Origin of the sequence: Arthrobacter sp. HMWF013 (genome assembly GCF_003061105.1) — a bacterium.
GTDB lineage: Bacteria > Actinomycetota > Actinomycetes > Actinomycetales > Micrococcaceae > Arthrobacter.
On record NZ_QAIQ01000099.1, the window covers coordinates 1 to 16434 of the forward strand.

Here is a 16434-nt window from a genome sequence, read left to right on the forward strand (position 1 = left end):
ACGTAATCTGCGGTTTCCATCCTGCCCGGCGGACGGCCCACACCCACCCGCACCCGCAGGTAGTCCTTGGTGGAAAGTGCCTTGGAGATGTCGCGGAGGCCGTTGTGCCCACCTTCCCCGCCACCGGATTTCAGCTTCACGGTATTAAAAGGGATGTCGATCTCGTCGTGGACTGCCACAACATGGTCCGGAAGGATGCCATAGAAGTTGGCGAGGCTTGCGACGGGTCCGCCGGAAACGTTCATGTAACTCATGGGTTTGGACAGCACCACCCGGGGGCCGCCGATTCCCAGCCGCCCCTCGAGCACCTGCGCGCGGGCTTTGTGGGTTTTGAAACTTCCGCCCAACCGGGCGGCAATTTCGTCCAGGACCATCTGGCCGACGTTGTGCCGGTTGCCTTTGTATTCTGCCCCCGGGTTTCCGAGGCCAACGATCAGCCAGGTGTCAGTCATTGTTCAATCCTAAAGTGGCGCTACCTTCGAAGGGGCATGGCCGTGACGTGGGGCCGGCGTTCGGTGCGCCGGACACAGGTGTGGCCGGACCCCATCAGGGATCCGGCCACACCCAGGTGGACGTGCTTACTCGGCTGCGGCCGAAACCGAAGAACCTTCGGTGGTCTCAGCGGATGCTTCTTCCTCGGAGACCTCAGTGGCCTCGGAGATGTGAACAACCAGTGCCTCGGCGTCGGCCAGCAGGACCGAACCCTTCGGGAGGACCAGATCGGAAGCGTGGATGTGCTCGCCGGCGGTGCGGCCCTCGATGTCAACCTCGATGGCGGTGGGCAGGTGGGTTGCCTCTGCCTCGAGGGAGATGACCGTGAGCTCCTGGTTGTAGACGTTGCCCGGAGCAAGTTCGCCAACAACGTGGACGGGGATGTCCACGGTAACCTTCTCGCCCTTGCGGACGGTCAGCAGGTCGATGTGCTCAATGATCTGCTTGATGGGGTCGCGCTGGATGTCCTTGACCAGGGCGAGGTGCTCTTCGCCGTTGATGTCCAGGGACAGCAGGGCGTTGGCCGTGCGGACTGCAAGCGTGGTGGCCTTGCTGGGCAGGGTGATGTGGATCGGCTCAGCACCGTGGCCGTAGATGACCGCGGGGATCAGGTGGGCCATGCGCGCGCGGCGGGCAAAGCCCTTGCCGAATTCGGTGCGTACTTCTGCTGCGAGCTTCTGCTCAGACATGTGTATCTCCTCGGAAACTAAAACGGTGTTCAGCAAGGGCGGAGGTCTGTTTACGACCTTCAACGCCGGGCGCCCTGAGGCGGCCCTTCCAGAAGGGAGATTCAGACCCAGTCGATAACGGAGACCTGCACTCCGGTTTCCGCAGAACGGATCCCGGTGCTCTCCCTCGCCAAGGTATCGTCAAAAAGCTTACCAGCGCGGAACCCGATTACTGAAAACGGCAGTGATCAGGCGTTGCCGTCGAACAGGCTGGTGACGGAGCCGTCGTCGAACACTTCCCGGATGGCGCGGGCGATGAGCGGTGCGATGGAGAGCACCGTCAGCTGCGGGAACTGCTGATGGGCGGCGATGGGAAGCGTGTCGGTGACCACCACTTCCCGGGCACCGGAGTCGGAGAGGCGCTGGGCGGCGGGGTCGGAGAACACGGCGTGCGTCGCGGCGATGATGACGTCCTTCGCACCGGCGTTCTTCAGGACCTGGACGGCCCCGGAGATGGTTCCGCCGGTGTCAATCATGTCATCGATCAGGACGCAGGTCCTGCCCTCAACCTGGCCAACAACGGTCTTGGAGACGGCCTGGTTGGGAACGGTGAGGTCCCGGCTCTTGTGCACGAACGCCAGCGGCGCTCCGCCCAGGCGCTCAGCCCACTGCTCAGCGACGCGGACGCGGCCGGTGTCCGGGGAGACAACAGTGATGTCGTCTGCGCCGACGCGGGTGCGGATGTAGTCCGCCAGCAGCGGGATGGCCATGAGGTGGTCGACGGGGCCATCGAAGAAGCCCTGGATCTGGGAGGTGTGCAGGTCAACGCTCATAATGCGGTCGGCGCCTGCGGTCTTGTAAAGGTCAGCTACCAGCCGGGCGGAGATGGGTTCCCGTCCGCGGCCCTTCTTGTCCTGCCGCGCATACGGGTAGAACGGGGACACCACGGTGATCCGCTTGGCGGACGCGCGTTTCAGCGAATCGATCATGATCAGCTGTTCCATCAGGTGGTTGTTCAGCGGGGCCGGGTGGGCCTGGATCACGAAGGCATCCGTTCCGCGGACGCTTTCGCCTGCGCGGACGTAGATCTCGCCGTTCGCGAAGTCGTAGGCGTCAACGGGCAACAGCTCGGTCCCCAGCTCCTTGGCGATTTCCCGTGCCAGCTCGGGGTGTGCCCGCCCAGCGGCAAGCACCAGCTTCTTCTCGCCGCGTGCCGTAATTTCGCTCATTGTTGCGTGCCCTCTTCTGTTGTTGCCGGGGTAATGGAGGTAGCTTCAGTGGCCGCCTGGTGGTCTGCGGCGGCGGCCAGTTCGGCCGAGCGCGTGCCGGGGCGGTGGGTGAGAACCCAGCCCTCGGAGTTGCGCTGGGCCGCCACGGACACGGCGAGTGCCCCCGCCGGAACGTCGTTGCGGATCACCGCGCCGGCGCCGCTGTAGGCACCGTCCCCCACGGTGACCGGCGCGACGAACACCGTGTTGGAACCTGTCCGGACGCCCGAGCCGATCACCGTGCGGTGCTTCTTCTCGCCGTCGTAATTGGCAGTGATGTTGCCGCAGCCGATGTTGGTGTCCTCGCCGATTTCGGCGTCGCCCGCGTAGCCCAGGTGGGACAGTTTGGAGCCGCGGCCGATGGTGACGTTCTTGGTTTCGTAGAACGCGCCGATCTTGCCGGTGTCACCCAGGACGGTGCCGGGCCGCAGGTACGTGAAGGGCCCGACGGCGGCACGGGCGCCGATCACTGCGCCGGAACCGTGGGTGCGTGTCACCTTGGCTCCCTCACCGATGCGGACATCGGTCAGGGTGGTGTCCGGGCCGACGACGGCGTCCCTCGCCACGGCGGTGCTCCCGTGCAGCTGGGTGTTGGGCAGGATCCGGACGTCCTCGTCCAGGGTGACCGTGGAATCAATCCACGTGGTGGCGGGGTCAACAACGGTGACGCCCGAACGCATCCAGGCTTCAACGGTACGGCGGTTCAGTTCGGCGCCGAGGGCAGCGAGCTGGACGCGGTCATTGGCGCCCTCAACCTGCCACCGGTCTTCGGTGACGACGGCGGCTACCCGACCGCCGGCCTGCCTCGCGAGGCCCAGCACGTCCGTGAGGTACTTTTCGCCCTGGGAGTTGTCTGTGGTGACGTGTTGCAGCGCCTCCCTGAGGACACCGGCGTCGAAGGCGTAAATGCCGGAGTTCACCTCGTTGATCAGGCGTTCGGTGTCCGTTGCGTCTTTGTGCTCGCGGATGCCGGTGACGGATTCGTCCTCATGGCGGAGGATCCGTCCGTAGCCTGTGGCATCTTCCAGGAGGGCGGTCAGAACGGTGACGGCGTTGGCTTCGCGTTCGTGGGTGGCCACGAGCTCCGCCAGGAGGCTGCCGGTGAGGAGCGGGACATCGCCGTAGGTCACCACAACGGTGCCTTCGAGCTTCTGCCCGGCGTCGAGGGCGTTCAGGGCCACCTCGACGGCGCGGCCGGTGCCGGGAATCTCGTCCTGGTCCACGATCAGAGCGTCAGGGTCCAGATCGTTCAGGTGGCTGGCTACGAGGTCGCGTTCGTGGCGGACCACCAGGGCCAGGCGTCCCGGATTGATGCTGCGGGCCGCCAGCAGCGCGTGGGCCACCATGGAGCGGCCGCCGATTTCGTGCAGGATCTTCGGCGTACGGGATTTCATCCGGGTACCGGCGCCTGCTGCCAGAACAATGACGGCGGCTGGGCCGGTAGTCTCGGGGATCACGTACGGGCTCTCCTTGCTTGGTTACACGTTGCGCCGGGCGCGGTGCCGGACCGGCCAAACCGCTGGCTGGGCACCGTGTTCATCCTACTGGACGGTCTGTCGCACAGCAGTTCCGCCCATAGGATTCGAACCTATACTCCACGGCTCCAAAGGCCGGGGTGCTGCCATTACACCAGGGCGGACCATGCCAGAGGCACAAGGCCAAGGCACAAGTATTTATTTTGCCATGGGTTCAGGGCAGCCCGCGACACGAGCAAGGATCCCGGCCCGGGGCTGTGCCCCGCACGCGCATTTCCGGCCCCTTCCAGAGTGCTGGGGCATGATGGAAATGTGAGTAAGAACCCACGCCGCATACGGATAACAGCCGTGCAACGGCGCAGCCAGCTGATCGACGTCGGCCGTGGTCTCTTCGCGGCGCGGGGACTCGACGGCACCACCATCGAGGAAATCGCCGCCGTCGCGGGCGTTTCCAAACCCGTGATCTACGAGCACTTTGGCTCGAAGGAAGGCCTCTACACCCGGGTGGTTGACCACGAGTTCCATCTCCTCCTGGACTCGATCACCACGGCGCTGACCGAGGAAGCCAGGCCGCGTGTCCTGGTGGAACGCGCCGCGCTGGCCTTGCTCACTTACATCGAGGAGCGCACGGAAGGGTTCCGGATCCTGATGCGCGACGCCCCGCCGTCACAGCCCGAAGGCGCTTTCTCCACGTTGCTCTCCCAGGTCACAGCCCGCGTGGAACACATCCTGTCCGACGAGTTCGACCGCCGCGGGTTCAGCGCCGAAGATGGCGCCATGTACGCCCAGATGCTCGTGGGTATGGTGGCCATGACCGGCCAATGGTGGCAGGACAGCCGCCGGCCCGACAAACAAACCGTCGCCGCCCACCTGGTCAACCTCGCCTGGAACGGCCTCACCGGCCTCCAAAAAGACCCGGAGCTCCGCGGGCAGGGCTGAGTGGCTACGTTCGTGAGCGCTACTGGCCAGCCTTACTCGCCGAGGACTTCCAGGGCTCCGAGCCATTCGAGTTCGAGGGCTTCGCGTTCGCCGGCGAGGTCCTTGAGTTTCTTGTTTTGTTCGGCCAGGGCGTCGAAGTCGTTGTTGTTGGTGCTCTTGACCATCTGGTCGTGGAGCTTCTTTTCCGCCTGTTCGAGCTTGCCCAGCTGGCGTTCGATCCGGTTCTTGGCCTTGCGGGCATCCCGCTTTTCGCCTTCGGAGGCTCCGGATGCCGCGGGGGTGGTGCTGCCGCTGGCGCCGGTGACAGGGTTGCCGCCGCCCGTGATGGTGGAGCCTGCCAGGGCGGATTCGCGCAGTTCGAGGTACTGGTCAACGCCGCGCGGCAGTGCCCGGATTTTCCCGTCGCCCAGGAGTGCCATCTGGTGGTCGGTGACGCGCTCCAGCAGGTAGCGGTCGTGGCTGACCACAACAAGGGTGCCGGGCCAGCCGTCCAGGACGTCTTCGACGGCGGCCAGAGTGTCGGTATCGAGGTCGTTGGTGGGCTCATCGAGCATCAGGACGTTGGGCTCCCCCACCAGCAGGCGCAGCAGCTGGAGCCGGCGGCGCTCACCACCGGAGAGGTCCTTGACCGGGGTCCACTGCTTCTCGTTGGTGAAGCCAAGCTGCTCCACGAGCTGCCCGGCCGTAAATTCCTTGCCGCCCACGTTGAAGGAACGCTTTTCGCGCTCGATCACTTCGATGACCCGCAGGTCCGAGACGTCGTCGAGTTCTTTAACCTCCTGGGTCAGCACCGCGGTGACCACCGTCTTGCCGCGCTTGACCTTGCCTAAGCTTGGCTCGATTTCACCGTTGAGGAGCTTGAGCAGGGTGGTCTTGCCGGCGCCGTTGACGCCCACCAGGCCCAGCCGCTCCCCCGGTGCCAGCCGCAGGGTGATGTTGTCGAAGAGTTTCTGCCCTTCGTCGCCGCCGAGGAAATCCAGCGAAACGTTTTCCAGGTCCAGCACATCCTTGCCCAGGCGTGCGGTGGCCATCTTGCTCAGGGCTGTGGAGTCGCGGGGTTCCGGCACGTCGGCGATCAGTGCGTTGGCTGCCTCGATGCGGAACTTGGGCTTGGCCGTGCGGGCCGGAGCGCCGCGGCGGAGCCAGGCCAGTTCTTTCTTGACCAGCTGCTGGCGTTTGCTCTCCACCACTGAGGCCGAGCGGTCACGCTCGGCACGGGCCAGCACGTAGGCCGCGTAGCCGCCGTCGAAAGGATCCATGATGCCGTCGTGGATCTCCCAGGTCTTGGTGCACACCTCGTCCAGGAACCAGCGGTCGTGTGTGACCACCAGGAACGCGCCCTGGTTGGCCCGCCAGCGGGTCTTCAGGTGGCGTGACAGCCAGGCCACGCCTTCGACGTCGAGGTGGTTGGTGGGCTCGTCAAGCATGATGACGTCGTGGTCTTCAATGAGGAGCTTGGCAAGGGCCACGCGCCGCTTCTGGCCGCCGGAGAGGGCGTGGACGTTCGCGTGCCAGTCGACGTCGGACACCAGCCCGCCCATCACCTCGCGGATCTGCGGGTTGCGCGCCCATTCGTAGTCCGCTTGGTCCCCGACGATCGCGGCACCCACGGTGAGGTCGCCGTCGAGCACGTCGCTCTGGTCCAGGTACCCGATGTTTACGTCGCCGCGTTTGGTGACGCGGCCGGAATCGGGGGTGGACCGCAGCGCCAGCAGGCGCATCAGCGTGGATTTACCGTCGCCGTTCCGGCCCACCATTCCGATCCGGTCACCCTCTTCGAGACCGAGGGTGATGCCGTCCAGGACGGTGCGGGTCGCGTACGAGACCGTGAGGTTCTCGCCGCCAAGAAGGTGTGCCAAAGGGGACTGCTTTCTGCTGCTGCTGAAAAATTTAGGGTGTTTGATTCGTGGTTGTTCAGAGGAGGGTGTCGGAGATGATGCGGGCACCCGGCACTGGACCGTGGACAGCGAGGGCGGTCAGGCCGTAGTGCCGCAGGTCCTCGGCCAGGCTTTCAGCCGCGGTTGGATTGTGGGTCAACAGCGCCACTGTAGGCCCGGAACCGGAAACGATCCCCGCGATGGCTCCGTGGGATTCTCCTATACCCAGCGTATCGCGCAGCGCCGGGGCAAGTTCAATGGAGGCCCGCTGGAGGTCGTTCACCAGGACGCGGCTGAGGGCATCTGCATCCCCGCTCCGGAGGGCCTCAAGGATCTTCGGATCCACGGAGGTAGGCTCCTCGGCGGCCAGCCCCTCATCCTCGCGAAGCCGGTCCAGCGTGTGGTAAACCTCGGGGGTCGGGAGCCCGTAATCGGCGGCAACCAGGACCCAGTCCGTCTGCGCTTTGACCAGCGCAGGCGAGAGTTCGTCGCCAAGGCCGAGCCCGACGGCGGTTCCGCCCAGCAGGGAAAACGGGACGTCGGCACCTAATTCGGCAGCCAGGTGTGCCAGCTCGTCCCGGGACAGCCCGCTGTTCCACAGTGCGTCGCAGGCCAGCAGCGTTGCTGCTGCATCGGCGGAGCCGCCGCCCATGCCGCCTGCCACGGGTACGCGCTTGGTGATCTCCAGGTGGACGCCGGTGGCGTGCTCGGACACATCAGCCATGATGGCCGCGGCTTTGTAGGCCAGGTTGTTCTCGTCCAGGGGGATCTCCACGCCGTCCAGGTCCAGGGTGCTGTCCGGGCTGATGCTCACGGTGATCCCCGGGGTTTCGGTGCTGGTGGCGGCTACTTCCTCATAGAGGGATACCGCCAGGTAAACACTGGCCACCGAGTGGTAGCCGTCCGGCCGCAGTGGCCCCACATCCAGGGAGACGTTGACTTTTCCGGGTGCCTTGACCCGAACGGTCCGGGCCGGGAAGCGCCCCGCCAGCGCGTTCACGCGGTGGCCTCGCGGGCTTCGGCGATCCGGGCGAACGCCGTGATGTCTATGACTTCGCCCCGGGCCGTTGGATCGACACCGGCAGCGACGAGGCACCGCTCGGCTTCGGCGGCTCCCCCGGCCCAGCCGGCCAGCGCGGCCCGGAGTGTTTTCCGGCGCTGCGCAAAGGCTGCGTCGATCACGGCGAAGACCTGTTCGCGGGTAGCTGTTGTTACGGGCGGTTCCCGCCGGGTGAAAGCAACCAGGCCGGAATGGATCTTGGGCGCCGGCCAGAAAACGTTCATGCCAATCACGCCCGCCTTGCGCATGCTGCTGTACCAGGCGGCCTTGACCGAAGGCACCCCGTAGGTCTTTGACCCGGGTCCGGCGGCCAACCTGTCAGCCACCTCGTCCTGCACCATCACGAGCCCGTGCTGAAGGCTGGGGAAATGCTGGAGAAGATGCAGGACCACCGGTACAGCCACGTTGTACGGAAGATTGGCCACGATGGCGGTCGGCTCCACCGGCAGCGCGGTGACCCTCATGGCGTCGGCCTGAACCAGGTGGAAGGCGTCTGCGGCTTCCGGCCGCCAGGCTTTGATGGTCGCGGGCAGCTTCGCTGCCAGGACGGGATCGATTTCGACGGCGACCACTGCCTTTGCGGCGTCCAGCAGTCCCAGCGTGAGGGAACCGAGGCCGGGCCCGACTTCCAGCACTGTCTCGTCCGGCCCGATGTTGGCAACCGAGACGATCCGGCGGATGGTGTTGCCGTCAATGACGAAGTTCTGGCCAAGTGTTTTGGTGGGCCGGATCCCGATCTCCTCCGCTAGCCGGCGTATGTCGGAGGCACCGAAGAGGGGTGCGGGCGCGGCGGCAGTCGGTTCAGTCACCTAGGTATCCTATCCCGGCGCCCATCAGCGCCGTGGCCTGTTCGTAGCCTGTTAACGGCAGTGACCGGCCCCGGGAACCCGGGACCGGTCATGTCTCGTGCGGTGCTTCCGCCTGCGTGCCTTGCGGCTGCTACTTACCGGCGGCTGTGGTCAACTGCCGCCGGCGCAGTTGCGCAGGTGCTTCGTTCCGGCTGCTGCCTAGCTCGTGGCTGCCCAGCCACAGCCCCACGGCTGCAGGCCACGCTGTGCGTACACACGGTTGGCGATGTCGATCTGCTGTGCCTTCGTGGCGAGGCTGGCGTTCGGCGCATACGCCCCGCCGCCGGAACCAATCCAGGTCTGGATATCAAACTGGAGGCCACCGTAATAGCCGTTGCCCGAGTTGATGGACCAGTTACCGGTGGATTCGCACTGGGCGATCTTGTCCCACATGGCCTCATTCATCATGGCCGGGGCCGCGGCGCCGGTGTTCGTGCCGGCTGCGGGAGCCGGCGCGGCAGGCTTGGCTTTGGTACCGACGGTGACCTTCTCAGTCACGGGCTGCACGGAAACCGTTTCGGAGACCAGCGTGCGCGAAGCTTCGCGGCCGTCCACCATCACCAGTTTGAAGGTCTTGCTGACCTTTCCGGCTGCTCCGGCCTGGGTGACCTCTTTTTCACCCTTGAAGAGCTCGGCGCTCTCAGTGGTCAGGCTGTCGAAGTCAATGTCCTCGGTGGTGGCCGCCGTCTGGCCGGTATCGACGCGGGACACCTTGACCACCATGTTGTTCACAACATGGGCGTTGCCCGGCTGGGAAGTGCGGTCGTCGACGCCGAGCGTGATACCGGCGTCCTCGAGCACCTGGGCAACGGTTCCTGCTGTTGTGGTCGCAGCGGCGACCCGGCCGTCGACCAGGATGCTGACGGTCTTGGGGGTGGAGATGGAGACGAAGGAGCCTGCCACTGCGAGCTGTGCCTCCTTCGGAACAGAAACGGAGGAAGCGCTGGCGACTCCGAGTTCGGTGACGAGGCCGGCAACATCAGGGGCCGTGGTGCTGACGGTCTTCTCGGAACCATCCAGGCTGACCTTCACGGCTTTGGCCATGTTGACGTTGATTACGGTGCCGTTCTCCACTTTGACGTCCGCCGAGGGCGAGACGCGGTCGGCCGGCTTCAGTTCCACGTTGGCGCTCTTGACCACTTGGCCAACCGTGCCGCCGAAGGACTGGACCGAAGTCACTTTGCCGTCGACATTGAGGGTAACGGTTTTGTTATTTCCGACGAAGGCCACGAGGCCAACCACCAGGGCGCAGAGCACGACGAGTTGGGTGCCGACTTTGACAAAGCTGAACTTGCCGTCCGTTGTGAAGACCTTGACCACGATTGCCCGTATCTTTAGGACCATCCGGGCACGGGGAAAAACGCAGTAAAATAGCCGGCAGTTGTCCCAGGGGACAGCTCCGGCCTCCATTGCGCCGCCACACTCCCTGCAGCAGGCAGGCGGCGATCAAGCCGTGCCGGGTCCCGCTGCGAGTGAAGTGAAATTATCCGAAGGCCTTCCCCGACCCCGGCTAATAATTCTCCACTGTAACCGTAGCGTTATAAAGCGGCCAAGAAATTTACATACGAAGTATGTCTTCAGAGCCTCCAGGACCGTCCGGACTCACGCCCAGGAACCGTATGCCCGCACCGTATTTTCGCCGATCCTGGTGCAGAGTTCGGCAAGGTCGGTTCCTGTCAATTCGGCCATGGCCCGGACGGTGTACGGCACCATGTAGCTGGCATTCGGACGGCCACGGTGCGGGTGCGGGGTCAGGAACGGCGCATCAGTTTCAACCAGCACGAGGTGCGGATCCGCCACGGCGAGCGCGGCGCGGAGGTTTGCAGCGTTCTTAAAGGTCAGCGTGCCGGCGAACGACATGTTCCAGCCCGCCGCATTGCAGATCCTTGCGAGCGCCGCGTCCCCGGAGAAGCAGTGGAAGACGACCCGCTCCGGGGCCCCCTCCTCACGCAAAACCTGGACGACGTCGTCGTGCGCGTCCCTGTCATGGATCTGCAGGGTCAGGTCGAGGCGCTTGGCGATGTCGATGTGCCGCCGAAAGGAATACCGCTGGTGGGCCAGGCCTTCCCCCTCGGTGCGGTAAAAATCGAGGCCGGTCTCGCCGATGGCCCGGATGCGCGGATGGCCGGCCAGTTGCTCGATCTCAGCCAACGCCTCCTCCAGTTCGCCGCGCAGGGCGTACTCCGGTGCGTCGTTGGGGTGAAGCGCCACCGCCCCCAACAGCCTGCTGTCGAGATCAACTGCCTGAACCGTGAACCGGGAAGACTCGAGGTCGCACCCCACCTGGACCGCTCCCTGGACTCCGACGGCCTCGGCGGCATCCAGCGCGGCGGTGACGGCCACGGTCCTGTCGCCGTTGGGGAAATCGAGGTGCGTATGGTTGTCCATCACGGGTACCGGCAACGGCTCCGGTGCGGGCGGGAAGTCCTGCCGGGCCTGGCCGCCCGGCGCGGCCGCGGCGTCGGGCCCGGCTGCCCGGTAGGCGGCGGGGATCAGCGGATTACACATCCCTCCACCATAGCGGCGTCAGATCCCCTTGGAATTCCCGGAACTCTCTGTTTGCAAGTGCAGTTGTGTTAGTAGGCTGGTACACAGATCCGAAAGTCCACCGAGGTCGAAGGCAGGCCTGCTGTCCCGTCCCAGGTGATCCCCGGGCTGAAAGGAGCGCAGATGGACCAGCATCGCCGCACCGCCGTTAACGAAATGGCCCCTGCCAGCCGGAATTTTACGGCCGTCACTGAGCCCGTGAGCCATCTGAATGGCCACAAGGTTGCGGCCATGGACGCCGAGGCGTTCCATGCAGCCAGCCGGCGGATCCTGGAATCGATCAACACTGTGATCGATGGAAAGTCCGATGCCGCAAGGCTTGCCCTGACAGTGCTGCTTGCCCAGGGCCATCTCCTCCTGGAAGACGTGCCCGGCGTGGGCAAGACACTGCTGGCCAAAACCCTCGCCCGGACCATTGACTGCACGGTCAGCCGGATCCAGTTCACCCCCGACCTCCTGCCCTCGGATGTGACGGGGGTGTCCATCTACAACCAGTCCTCGCGGCTCTTTGAGTTCCGGCCCGGAGCAGTGTTTGCCAACATCGTCATCGGTGATGAAATAAACCGCGCATCGGCCAAGACCCAATCGGCCCTGCTGGAGTGCATGGAGGAACATCAGGTCACGGTGGACGGGGACTCCTACAAACTGGACGAACCATTCATGGTCGTGGCCACGCAGAACCCCATCGAGATGGAAGGTACCTATCCCCTGCCCGAAGCCCAGCGCGACCGCTTTATGGCCCGGATCTCGATGGGATATCCGGACAAGGAGTCCGAGATTGAAATGCTGGAGACCCATCAGGCGGCGTCTCCGCTGGACAACGTCTCCCCGGTTGTCACCGCTGCCGATGTCGCGGCCATGATTGCCACCGTCCAGCAGGTGTATGTCTCCCAGGCTGTCAAGGAGTACACCGTTTCGGTGGGCCGGGCCACCAGGGAAAGCCCGCTGCTCCGGCTGGGAGCAAGCCCGCGCTCCATGCTTCAGCTGTTGCGCGCGGCCAAGGCGACCGCAGCCCTGGACGGCCGCGATTTCGTTCTGCCGGACGATGTCATCAGCGTCGCGGAATCCGTGCTCGCCCACCGGATCATCCTCGACCGGAAGGCAGCCGGAGCGGGTGAGACCGCGCACAGCATCATCAGGGGTATTCTCTCCAGGCTCCCGGTAAGCCAGGACCCCGCGAGAAGTGCGGTCCGGTCCGCGGATTCGCCTGTCGCGGCGTCGCGGCGCACCCATTAGGCGGGGACTCCCATGGCGCTGCACGACCGACTCCCGCGGCACCTCTTCAGCCAGCGTGGCTGGGGGCTCCTGGCTGCAGGGGCCGTCTCGCTGTTGGGAGCACAGATCATGGGCCGGCGGGACCTCCTGACGCTCGCTGTCCTGCTGATCGTCCTCCCGCTGGTGTCGCTCGCCGGAATCAGGCTGGTCAAGCCCCGGTTCCAGGTCTACCGCGAGTTCAATCCGTCCCCCGTGGAGACCTCCGCCGCGAGTACGGTGCGGCTGGCTGTGGGACGGACAGGTTACGCCGGCGGCCACGCGATCATGGAGGAAAGACTGCCGCCGCGGTTTGGCGAATCACCGGCCTTCCGGTTCCCCGCACGCTCCGCCACCGGCGGAATCAGCAGGTACGAATACCACCTGCGGTCCGGCCAGCGCGGGCAGTACCTGATCGGCCCGGTGACGGCTGAATTCACTGATCCGTTCGGCCTCTCGTTGCACCGGCAGGCGATCGACGACGGCGATACACTCACCGTGACGCCGGCCGCCGTCGACCTTCCCGTGACCGGGCTTGCAGGCGCCCGCGGGAACGACGGCATCACAGCTACCCGGACCCGTGCCAATCCCAGCGACGACGACGTCATGACCCGCGAATACCGCCACGGCGATCCCATGCGCAGGGTCCATTGGCCCGCCACCGCACGCCACGGCGTCCTGATGGTGCGGCAGGAGGAATCGGTGACCACTCCCGAAGCCACCCTGATTCTGGACCAGAGGTTCACGGCGTTTCCGGGCGGACCGGGCCCGGGCCACGGGGGCAACCCGTCGGTGGACGGCCACGAGATGGCCAGCAGCCCTGCGTTTGAATGGGCCGTGGTGGCCGCAATTTCAATCTGCACGCACCTTTCCGACCGGAACTACGCCCTGCGCCTCCTTGACCCCCGCGGCGAACCGGCTTTCCTCCGCTCCCTGTCGGCCCCGGAACCGGAGGCCGAGGAATTCACGGGGGCGTCAGGGCTGCAGGCAATCGCCGAAAGCCTTGCCGCCATCCACCTCAGCGGTCCGCACCACGCCGCCCGTGAACATGGCCAGGAGTCGAGCCCTGCCGTCTTTGACGACCACCTGATGGACAAACTGTCCGCCCACCGGATGCGCGGCCCGATCATTGCCGTTCTGGGGAGGATCACGCCGGCTGAAGCCAGGGCGCTGGCTCCCGGCGCCGGCTATGGGGCGAATGCCTTCGCCATCATCGTGGCGGACCGGCCTGCGGACGCCGAGGACTCACTGGAGATCCTCCGCCGGGGTGGCTGGCGGGCGGTCGCAGTACAGCCCTCGGTCCCGGTTCCGTTGGCTTGGGGCGAGTTTGACCAGGGCGGCGGCGGGCAGGCCACCGCTGCCGCCGACGTCCGCCGCGGAGCGGAGGTGGGGAGATGACACTCGCGCCGGAACGAAACGCCTCCCGCGAACAGCGGCCGGCCGGAACGGGTACGGGCGGGCCGGGCCGGACACGTGCGCGGACACGGGTCGGGGTGTACCCCTGGGCCATGGCCGGGGCGGTTGCCTTGTCCGTAGCTGGTGCCGCGGTGTCCCTCAACGGGGTGCTGCGGGGCTGGGCCTGGTACCTTCCTGTTCTGACCACAGTGCTTGTTGTCTGCCTGTCCATCGCGATCCTCCGTGCGCTTCGCGCCCATCCCCTCCTGGTGGCGGCCGGCGGGTTCGCGTCACTGATCGCCATTCTGACCCTCACGTTCTTCCGGAGCACCGGAATTGCCGGCTTTATCCCGTCGGGGGAAACCATGGCTGAACTGGACAGGTTCATCCGGCGGGCCAGTGAAACAGTGCTCGCCGAAAGCGCTCCCGTGGCTCCGAATGCCGGGATCGTCATGGTTACGTGCGCGGTTCTCGGCCTGACAGTCATCCTCATTGACGCGCTTGCAGTGCCCCTGGGCATGCCTGCCACGACCGGAGTGGGCCTGCTCGCCATTCTGGTGGTCCCCGCCATGGTGAAACCGCAGAGCGTGGGGTTCTGGGGCTTCTGCGCCACAGTGGCCGGCTACCTGCTGATCCTGGCATGCAGCCAATGGTTTGCCCCGGACGCCCGCACGTCAGCCGACAGCGCCCGGAATCCCGGCCAACTCCGGCGTGCTGTACTGACCGGAACCGTGGCGCTGGTGGCCACCCTCGCAGTGCCAACGGTGATCCCCGGTTTTGATCACGGGACGTTTCCGCAGGGGTCCAGGCTCAACCCGTGGGGGACCGGAACCGGCCTGAACCCCATGATCACTCTGGGAAACAGCCTGCGTACGCCGGCAGGCAGCGGGCGGATCACGTACGCCACCAACGCCGGCACGCCGGTGTACCTGCGATCGGTCACGGTGGATAATTTCGACGGTGAATCCTGGGGTCCTGATGACCGCGAAGGTGACCGGCGGCCGGTGAGCGGGCTGATCGAAACCGGCTACGAGATCCTCGCCGACGAACAGATCCGGCAGGTGACGGCAGTGGAGACCGGCACGTTCACCAGCCCCTACCTGCCGTTGCCCTATGCTCCCGAGGCAATCCGCGGGCTCAGCGGCGCCTGGACGTGGGACCCGGCCACCCTCTCCGTCAAAGGGGCCAACACCAACTCTCGCAACCAGCTGTACATAGTGTCCTCTTCAGCACCCAAACTCACAGCGGAGGCGCTTCAACAGTCATCGGCGGCGGTCCGCGGCATCCCGGAAGACTTCACCAGGATCCCCGGCAACGTCCCGGATATCGTCCGCACCACCGCCGACACTGTGACAGGTTCAAGCGGCACTGCCTACGCCAAGGCCATGGCCATCCAAAATTTCCTGCGTTCAGGGGCATTCACTTACTCGCTCCAGTCTCCGGTACAGAACGGCTATGACGGCAACGGACTGTCTGTCCTGGCAGACTTCCTGACCCAGAAGAGCGGCTACTGCATCCATTACTCATCCGCCATGGCCGTGATGGCCAGGCTGGAAGGAATACCGAGCCGTATCGCCGTCGGCTACGCACCGGGCAGGCCCACCGGGGCCACGGTCGCCGTGCTGGGCCAGGGGGCGCTGCCCGAGTTTGAGGTGGACTCCCGTGATGCCCATGCCTGGCCGGAGCTCTACTTCCAGGGTTTGGGATGGGTACCATTCGAACCCACACCATCACGCGGTGTGGTGCCCACCTATGCCACCGAGAGCTCCGGCCCCGGCTCCCCCAGTGTCATTGAGAACAACGAGGACCTTCTCCCCGGCGCTACGTCCGCACCCGTTACGCCGACCCCCACAGCCACCCCTCTGCCAGGTGCCGGCGGCGGCACGGACGACGTCGGCCGGCAACTGACGCCGTGGCTGGTGACGGCAGCAGGCGTCCTGGGCGTGTCCCTGCTTCTCGCTTCCCCGCGGCTGATCCGGCTGGGGCGGCGTGCCCGACGACTCCGGAGCCACGAGCAATCCCCGGAGGATGCAGTTCCGCTGGCGTGGTCCGAGCTCCGCGACCTCGGAACCGATTACGGCCTGCCACCGCTGCCCAGCGAGACGCCACGGACATACTCTGCCCGGCTCCGTCAATCGGCACTGCTCGGTGAGGCGGGCGGCATGGACGACGCGGCACACCGGGCTGTCCGGACGCTGACGGCCGACTTCGAATGGCGGCACTACGGCCGCCCGCTCCACCCGGCGGGCCCGGGGAAGCTTCAGCCGGCGGCCGCGCGTATCGCCGCCGTCCAACAGTCCCTGCAGGACAACGCCACCTTCTTCCGGCGCTTCCGGGCCGGCTGGCTCCCGGCGTCTGTCCTTGGACAGCTGGGCCGGCTTCTGGCATCGCCGTTCAGGGCAATGGGCAGGCTGTCGTTCCGGGCGGCGAAGGCCGCGGCGCGCGCCTGGTCGAGGGCGCGCGACGGCCTGTTCCGGCCCCGCGGAAGCCAATAACGCAGGCAACCGACAACACGGCGGGAGCCAATAACGGCCCCGCTCCAGCCGGCCGCTGCTGGTCAGCTGGCGTAGGGGTCTGCGATGCCGATGTACTGGGTGTACAGGTACTCCTCGAT

The 16434-nt window shown here is 65.8% G+C and carries 13 protein-coding genes and 1 tRNA gene; 4 read left to right on the forward strand and 10 right to left on the reverse strand.

Going from position 1 to position 16434, the window contains the following annotated elements:
• The 5 genes from pth to DBR22_RS04715 form a co-directional block, all read right to left on the reverse strand.
• Positions 1-452: aminoacyl-tRNA hydrolase (pth, locus tag DBR22_RS04695; RefSeq protein WP_108598023.1), on the reverse strand; the 452-nt coding region annotated here is incomplete at its 3' end.
• 126 nt (positions 453-578) lie between these two features.
• Positions 579-1181 (reverse strand): 50S ribosomal protein L25/general stress protein Ctc, encoded by a 603-nt coding sequence (locus DBR22_RS04700; RefSeq protein WP_108598011.1) that lies wholly within the window; start codon positions 1179-1181, stop codon positions 579-581.
• Between the two features lie 227 nt (positions 1182-1408).
• Positions 1409-2389 carry a ribose-phosphate diphosphokinase gene (locus DBR22_RS04705; RefSeq protein WP_108598012.1) on the reverse strand — a complete coding sequence of 327 codons (981 nt, stop codon included), beginning with the start codon at positions 2387-2389 and terminating at the stop codon, positions 1409-1411.
• Positions 2386-3885: a bifunctional UDP-N-acetylglucosamine diphosphorylase/glucosamine-1-phosphate N-acetyltransferase GlmU gene (glmU, locus tag DBR22_RS04710; RefSeq protein WP_108598013.1), complete on the reverse strand. Its 1500-nt coding sequence runs from the start codon at positions 3883-3885 to the stop codon at positions 2386-2388. Before glmU ends, DBR22_RS04705 begins: the two co-directional genes overlap by 4 nt.
• Positions 3886-3995: 110 nt before the next feature.
• Positions 3996-4067, reverse strand: a tRNA-Gln gene (locus DBR22_RS04715).
• A gap of 148 nt (positions 4068-4215) precedes the next feature.
• Between DBR22_RS04715 and DBR22_RS04720 the strand changes: the two genes are divergently transcribed.
• Positions 4216-4842, forward strand: coding sequence for a TetR/AcrR family transcriptional regulator (locus DBR22_RS04720; protein WP_108598014.1), 627 nt, complete (start codon positions 4216-4218; stop codon positions 4840-4842).
• A gap of 32 nt (positions 4843-4874) precedes the next feature.
• Here the strand turns inward: DBR22_RS04720 and DBR22_RS04725 are convergent, their stop codons facing one another.
• From DBR22_RS04725 to DBR22_RS04745, 5 genes are all read right to left on the reverse strand, one after another.
• On the reverse strand, positions 4875-6701 hold the full coding sequence (locus DBR22_RS04725) for an ABC-F family ATP-binding cassette domain-containing protein (RefSeq protein ID WP_108598015.1): 1827 nt from the start codon (positions 6699-6701) through the stop codon (positions 4875-4877).
• 55 nt (positions 6702-6756) lie between these two features.
• On the reverse strand, positions 6757-7719 hold the full coding sequence (locus tag DBR22_RS04730) for a 4-(cytidine 5'-diphospho)-2-C-methyl-D-erythritol kinase (protein ID WP_108598016.1): 963 nt from the start codon (positions 7717-7719) through the stop codon (positions 6757-6759).
• Positions 7716-8588: a 16S rRNA (adenine(1518)-N(6)/adenine(1519)-N(6))-dimethyltransferase RsmA gene (rsmA, locus tag DBR22_RS04735; RefSeq protein ID WP_108598017.1), complete on the reverse strand. Its 873-nt coding sequence runs from the start codon at positions 8586-8588 to the stop codon at positions 7716-7718. The genes DBR22_RS04730 and rsmA overlap by 4 nt, the downstream gene beginning before the upstream one ends.
• Positions 8589-8786: 198 nt before the next feature.
• Positions 8787-9971 (reverse strand): resuscitation-promoting factor, encoded by a 1185-nt coding sequence (locus DBR22_RS04740; RefSeq protein ID WP_181365027.1) that lies wholly within the window; start codon positions 9969-9971, stop codon positions 8787-8789.
• 258 nt (positions 9972-10229) lie between these two features.
• The gene (locus DBR22_RS04745) at positions 10230-11135 is read right to left on the reverse strand and encodes a TatD family hydrolase (protein ID WP_108598019.1); all 906 of its coding nucleotides are present in this window, start codon (positions 11133-11135) and stop codon (positions 10230-10232) included.
• Between the two features lie 162 nt (positions 11136-11297).
• Between DBR22_RS04745 and DBR22_RS04750 the strand changes: the two genes are divergently transcribed.
• Genes DBR22_RS04750 through DBR22_RS04760 form a run of 3 tightly spaced genes read left to right on the forward strand, consistent with a single transcriptional unit; the run spans position 11298 to position 16315 of the window.
• Positions 11298-12410, forward strand: a complete 1113-nt coding sequence (locus DBR22_RS04750; protein WP_108598020.1) for an AAA family ATPase — start codon at positions 11298-11300, stop codon at positions 12408-12410.
• A gap of 12 nt (positions 12411-12422) precedes the next feature.
• Positions 12423-13823, forward strand: coding sequence for a DUF58 domain-containing protein (locus DBR22_RS04755; protein WP_108598021.1), 1401 nt, complete (start codon positions 12423-12425; stop codon positions 13821-13823).
• Positions 13820-16315, forward strand: coding sequence for a transglutaminase family protein (locus DBR22_RS04760; RefSeq protein WP_108598022.1), 2496 nt, complete (start codon positions 13820-13822; stop codon positions 16313-16315). The genes DBR22_RS04755 and DBR22_RS04760 overlap by 4 nt, the downstream gene beginning before the upstream one ends.
• The last annotated feature ends 119 nt before the right edge of the window (positions 16316-16434 follow it).

Coding starts and splice junctions, on each gene's coding strand:
- DBR22_RS04700 (WP_108598011.1), bottom strand. CDS start 1,181: ATGTCTGAGCAGAAGCTCGCAGCAGAAGTACGCACCGAATTCGGCAAG.
- DBR22_RS04705 (WP_108598012.1), bottom strand. CDS start 2,389: ATGAGCGAAATTACGGCACGCGGCGAGAAGAAGCTGGTGCTTGCCGCT.
- DBR22_RS04740 (WP_181365027.1), bottom strand. CDS start 9,971: ATGGTCCTAAAGATACGGGCAATCGTGGTCAAGGTCTTCACAACGGAC.
- DBR22_RS04745 (WP_108598019.1), bottom strand. CDS start 11,135: ATGTGTAATCCGCTGATCCCCGCCGCCTACCGGGCAGCCGGGCCCGAC.
- DBR22_RS04750 (WP_108598020.1), top strand. CDS start 11,298: ATGGACCAGCATCGCCGCACCGCCGTTAACGAAATGGCCCCTGCCAGC.
- DBR22_RS04755 (WP_108598021.1), top strand. CDS start 12,423: ATGGCGCTGCACGACCGACTCCCGCGGCACCTCTTCAGCCAGCGTGGC.
- DBR22_RS04760 (WP_108598022.1), top strand. CDS start 13,820: ATGACACTCGCGCCGGAACGAAACGCCTCCCGCGAACAGCGGCCGGCC.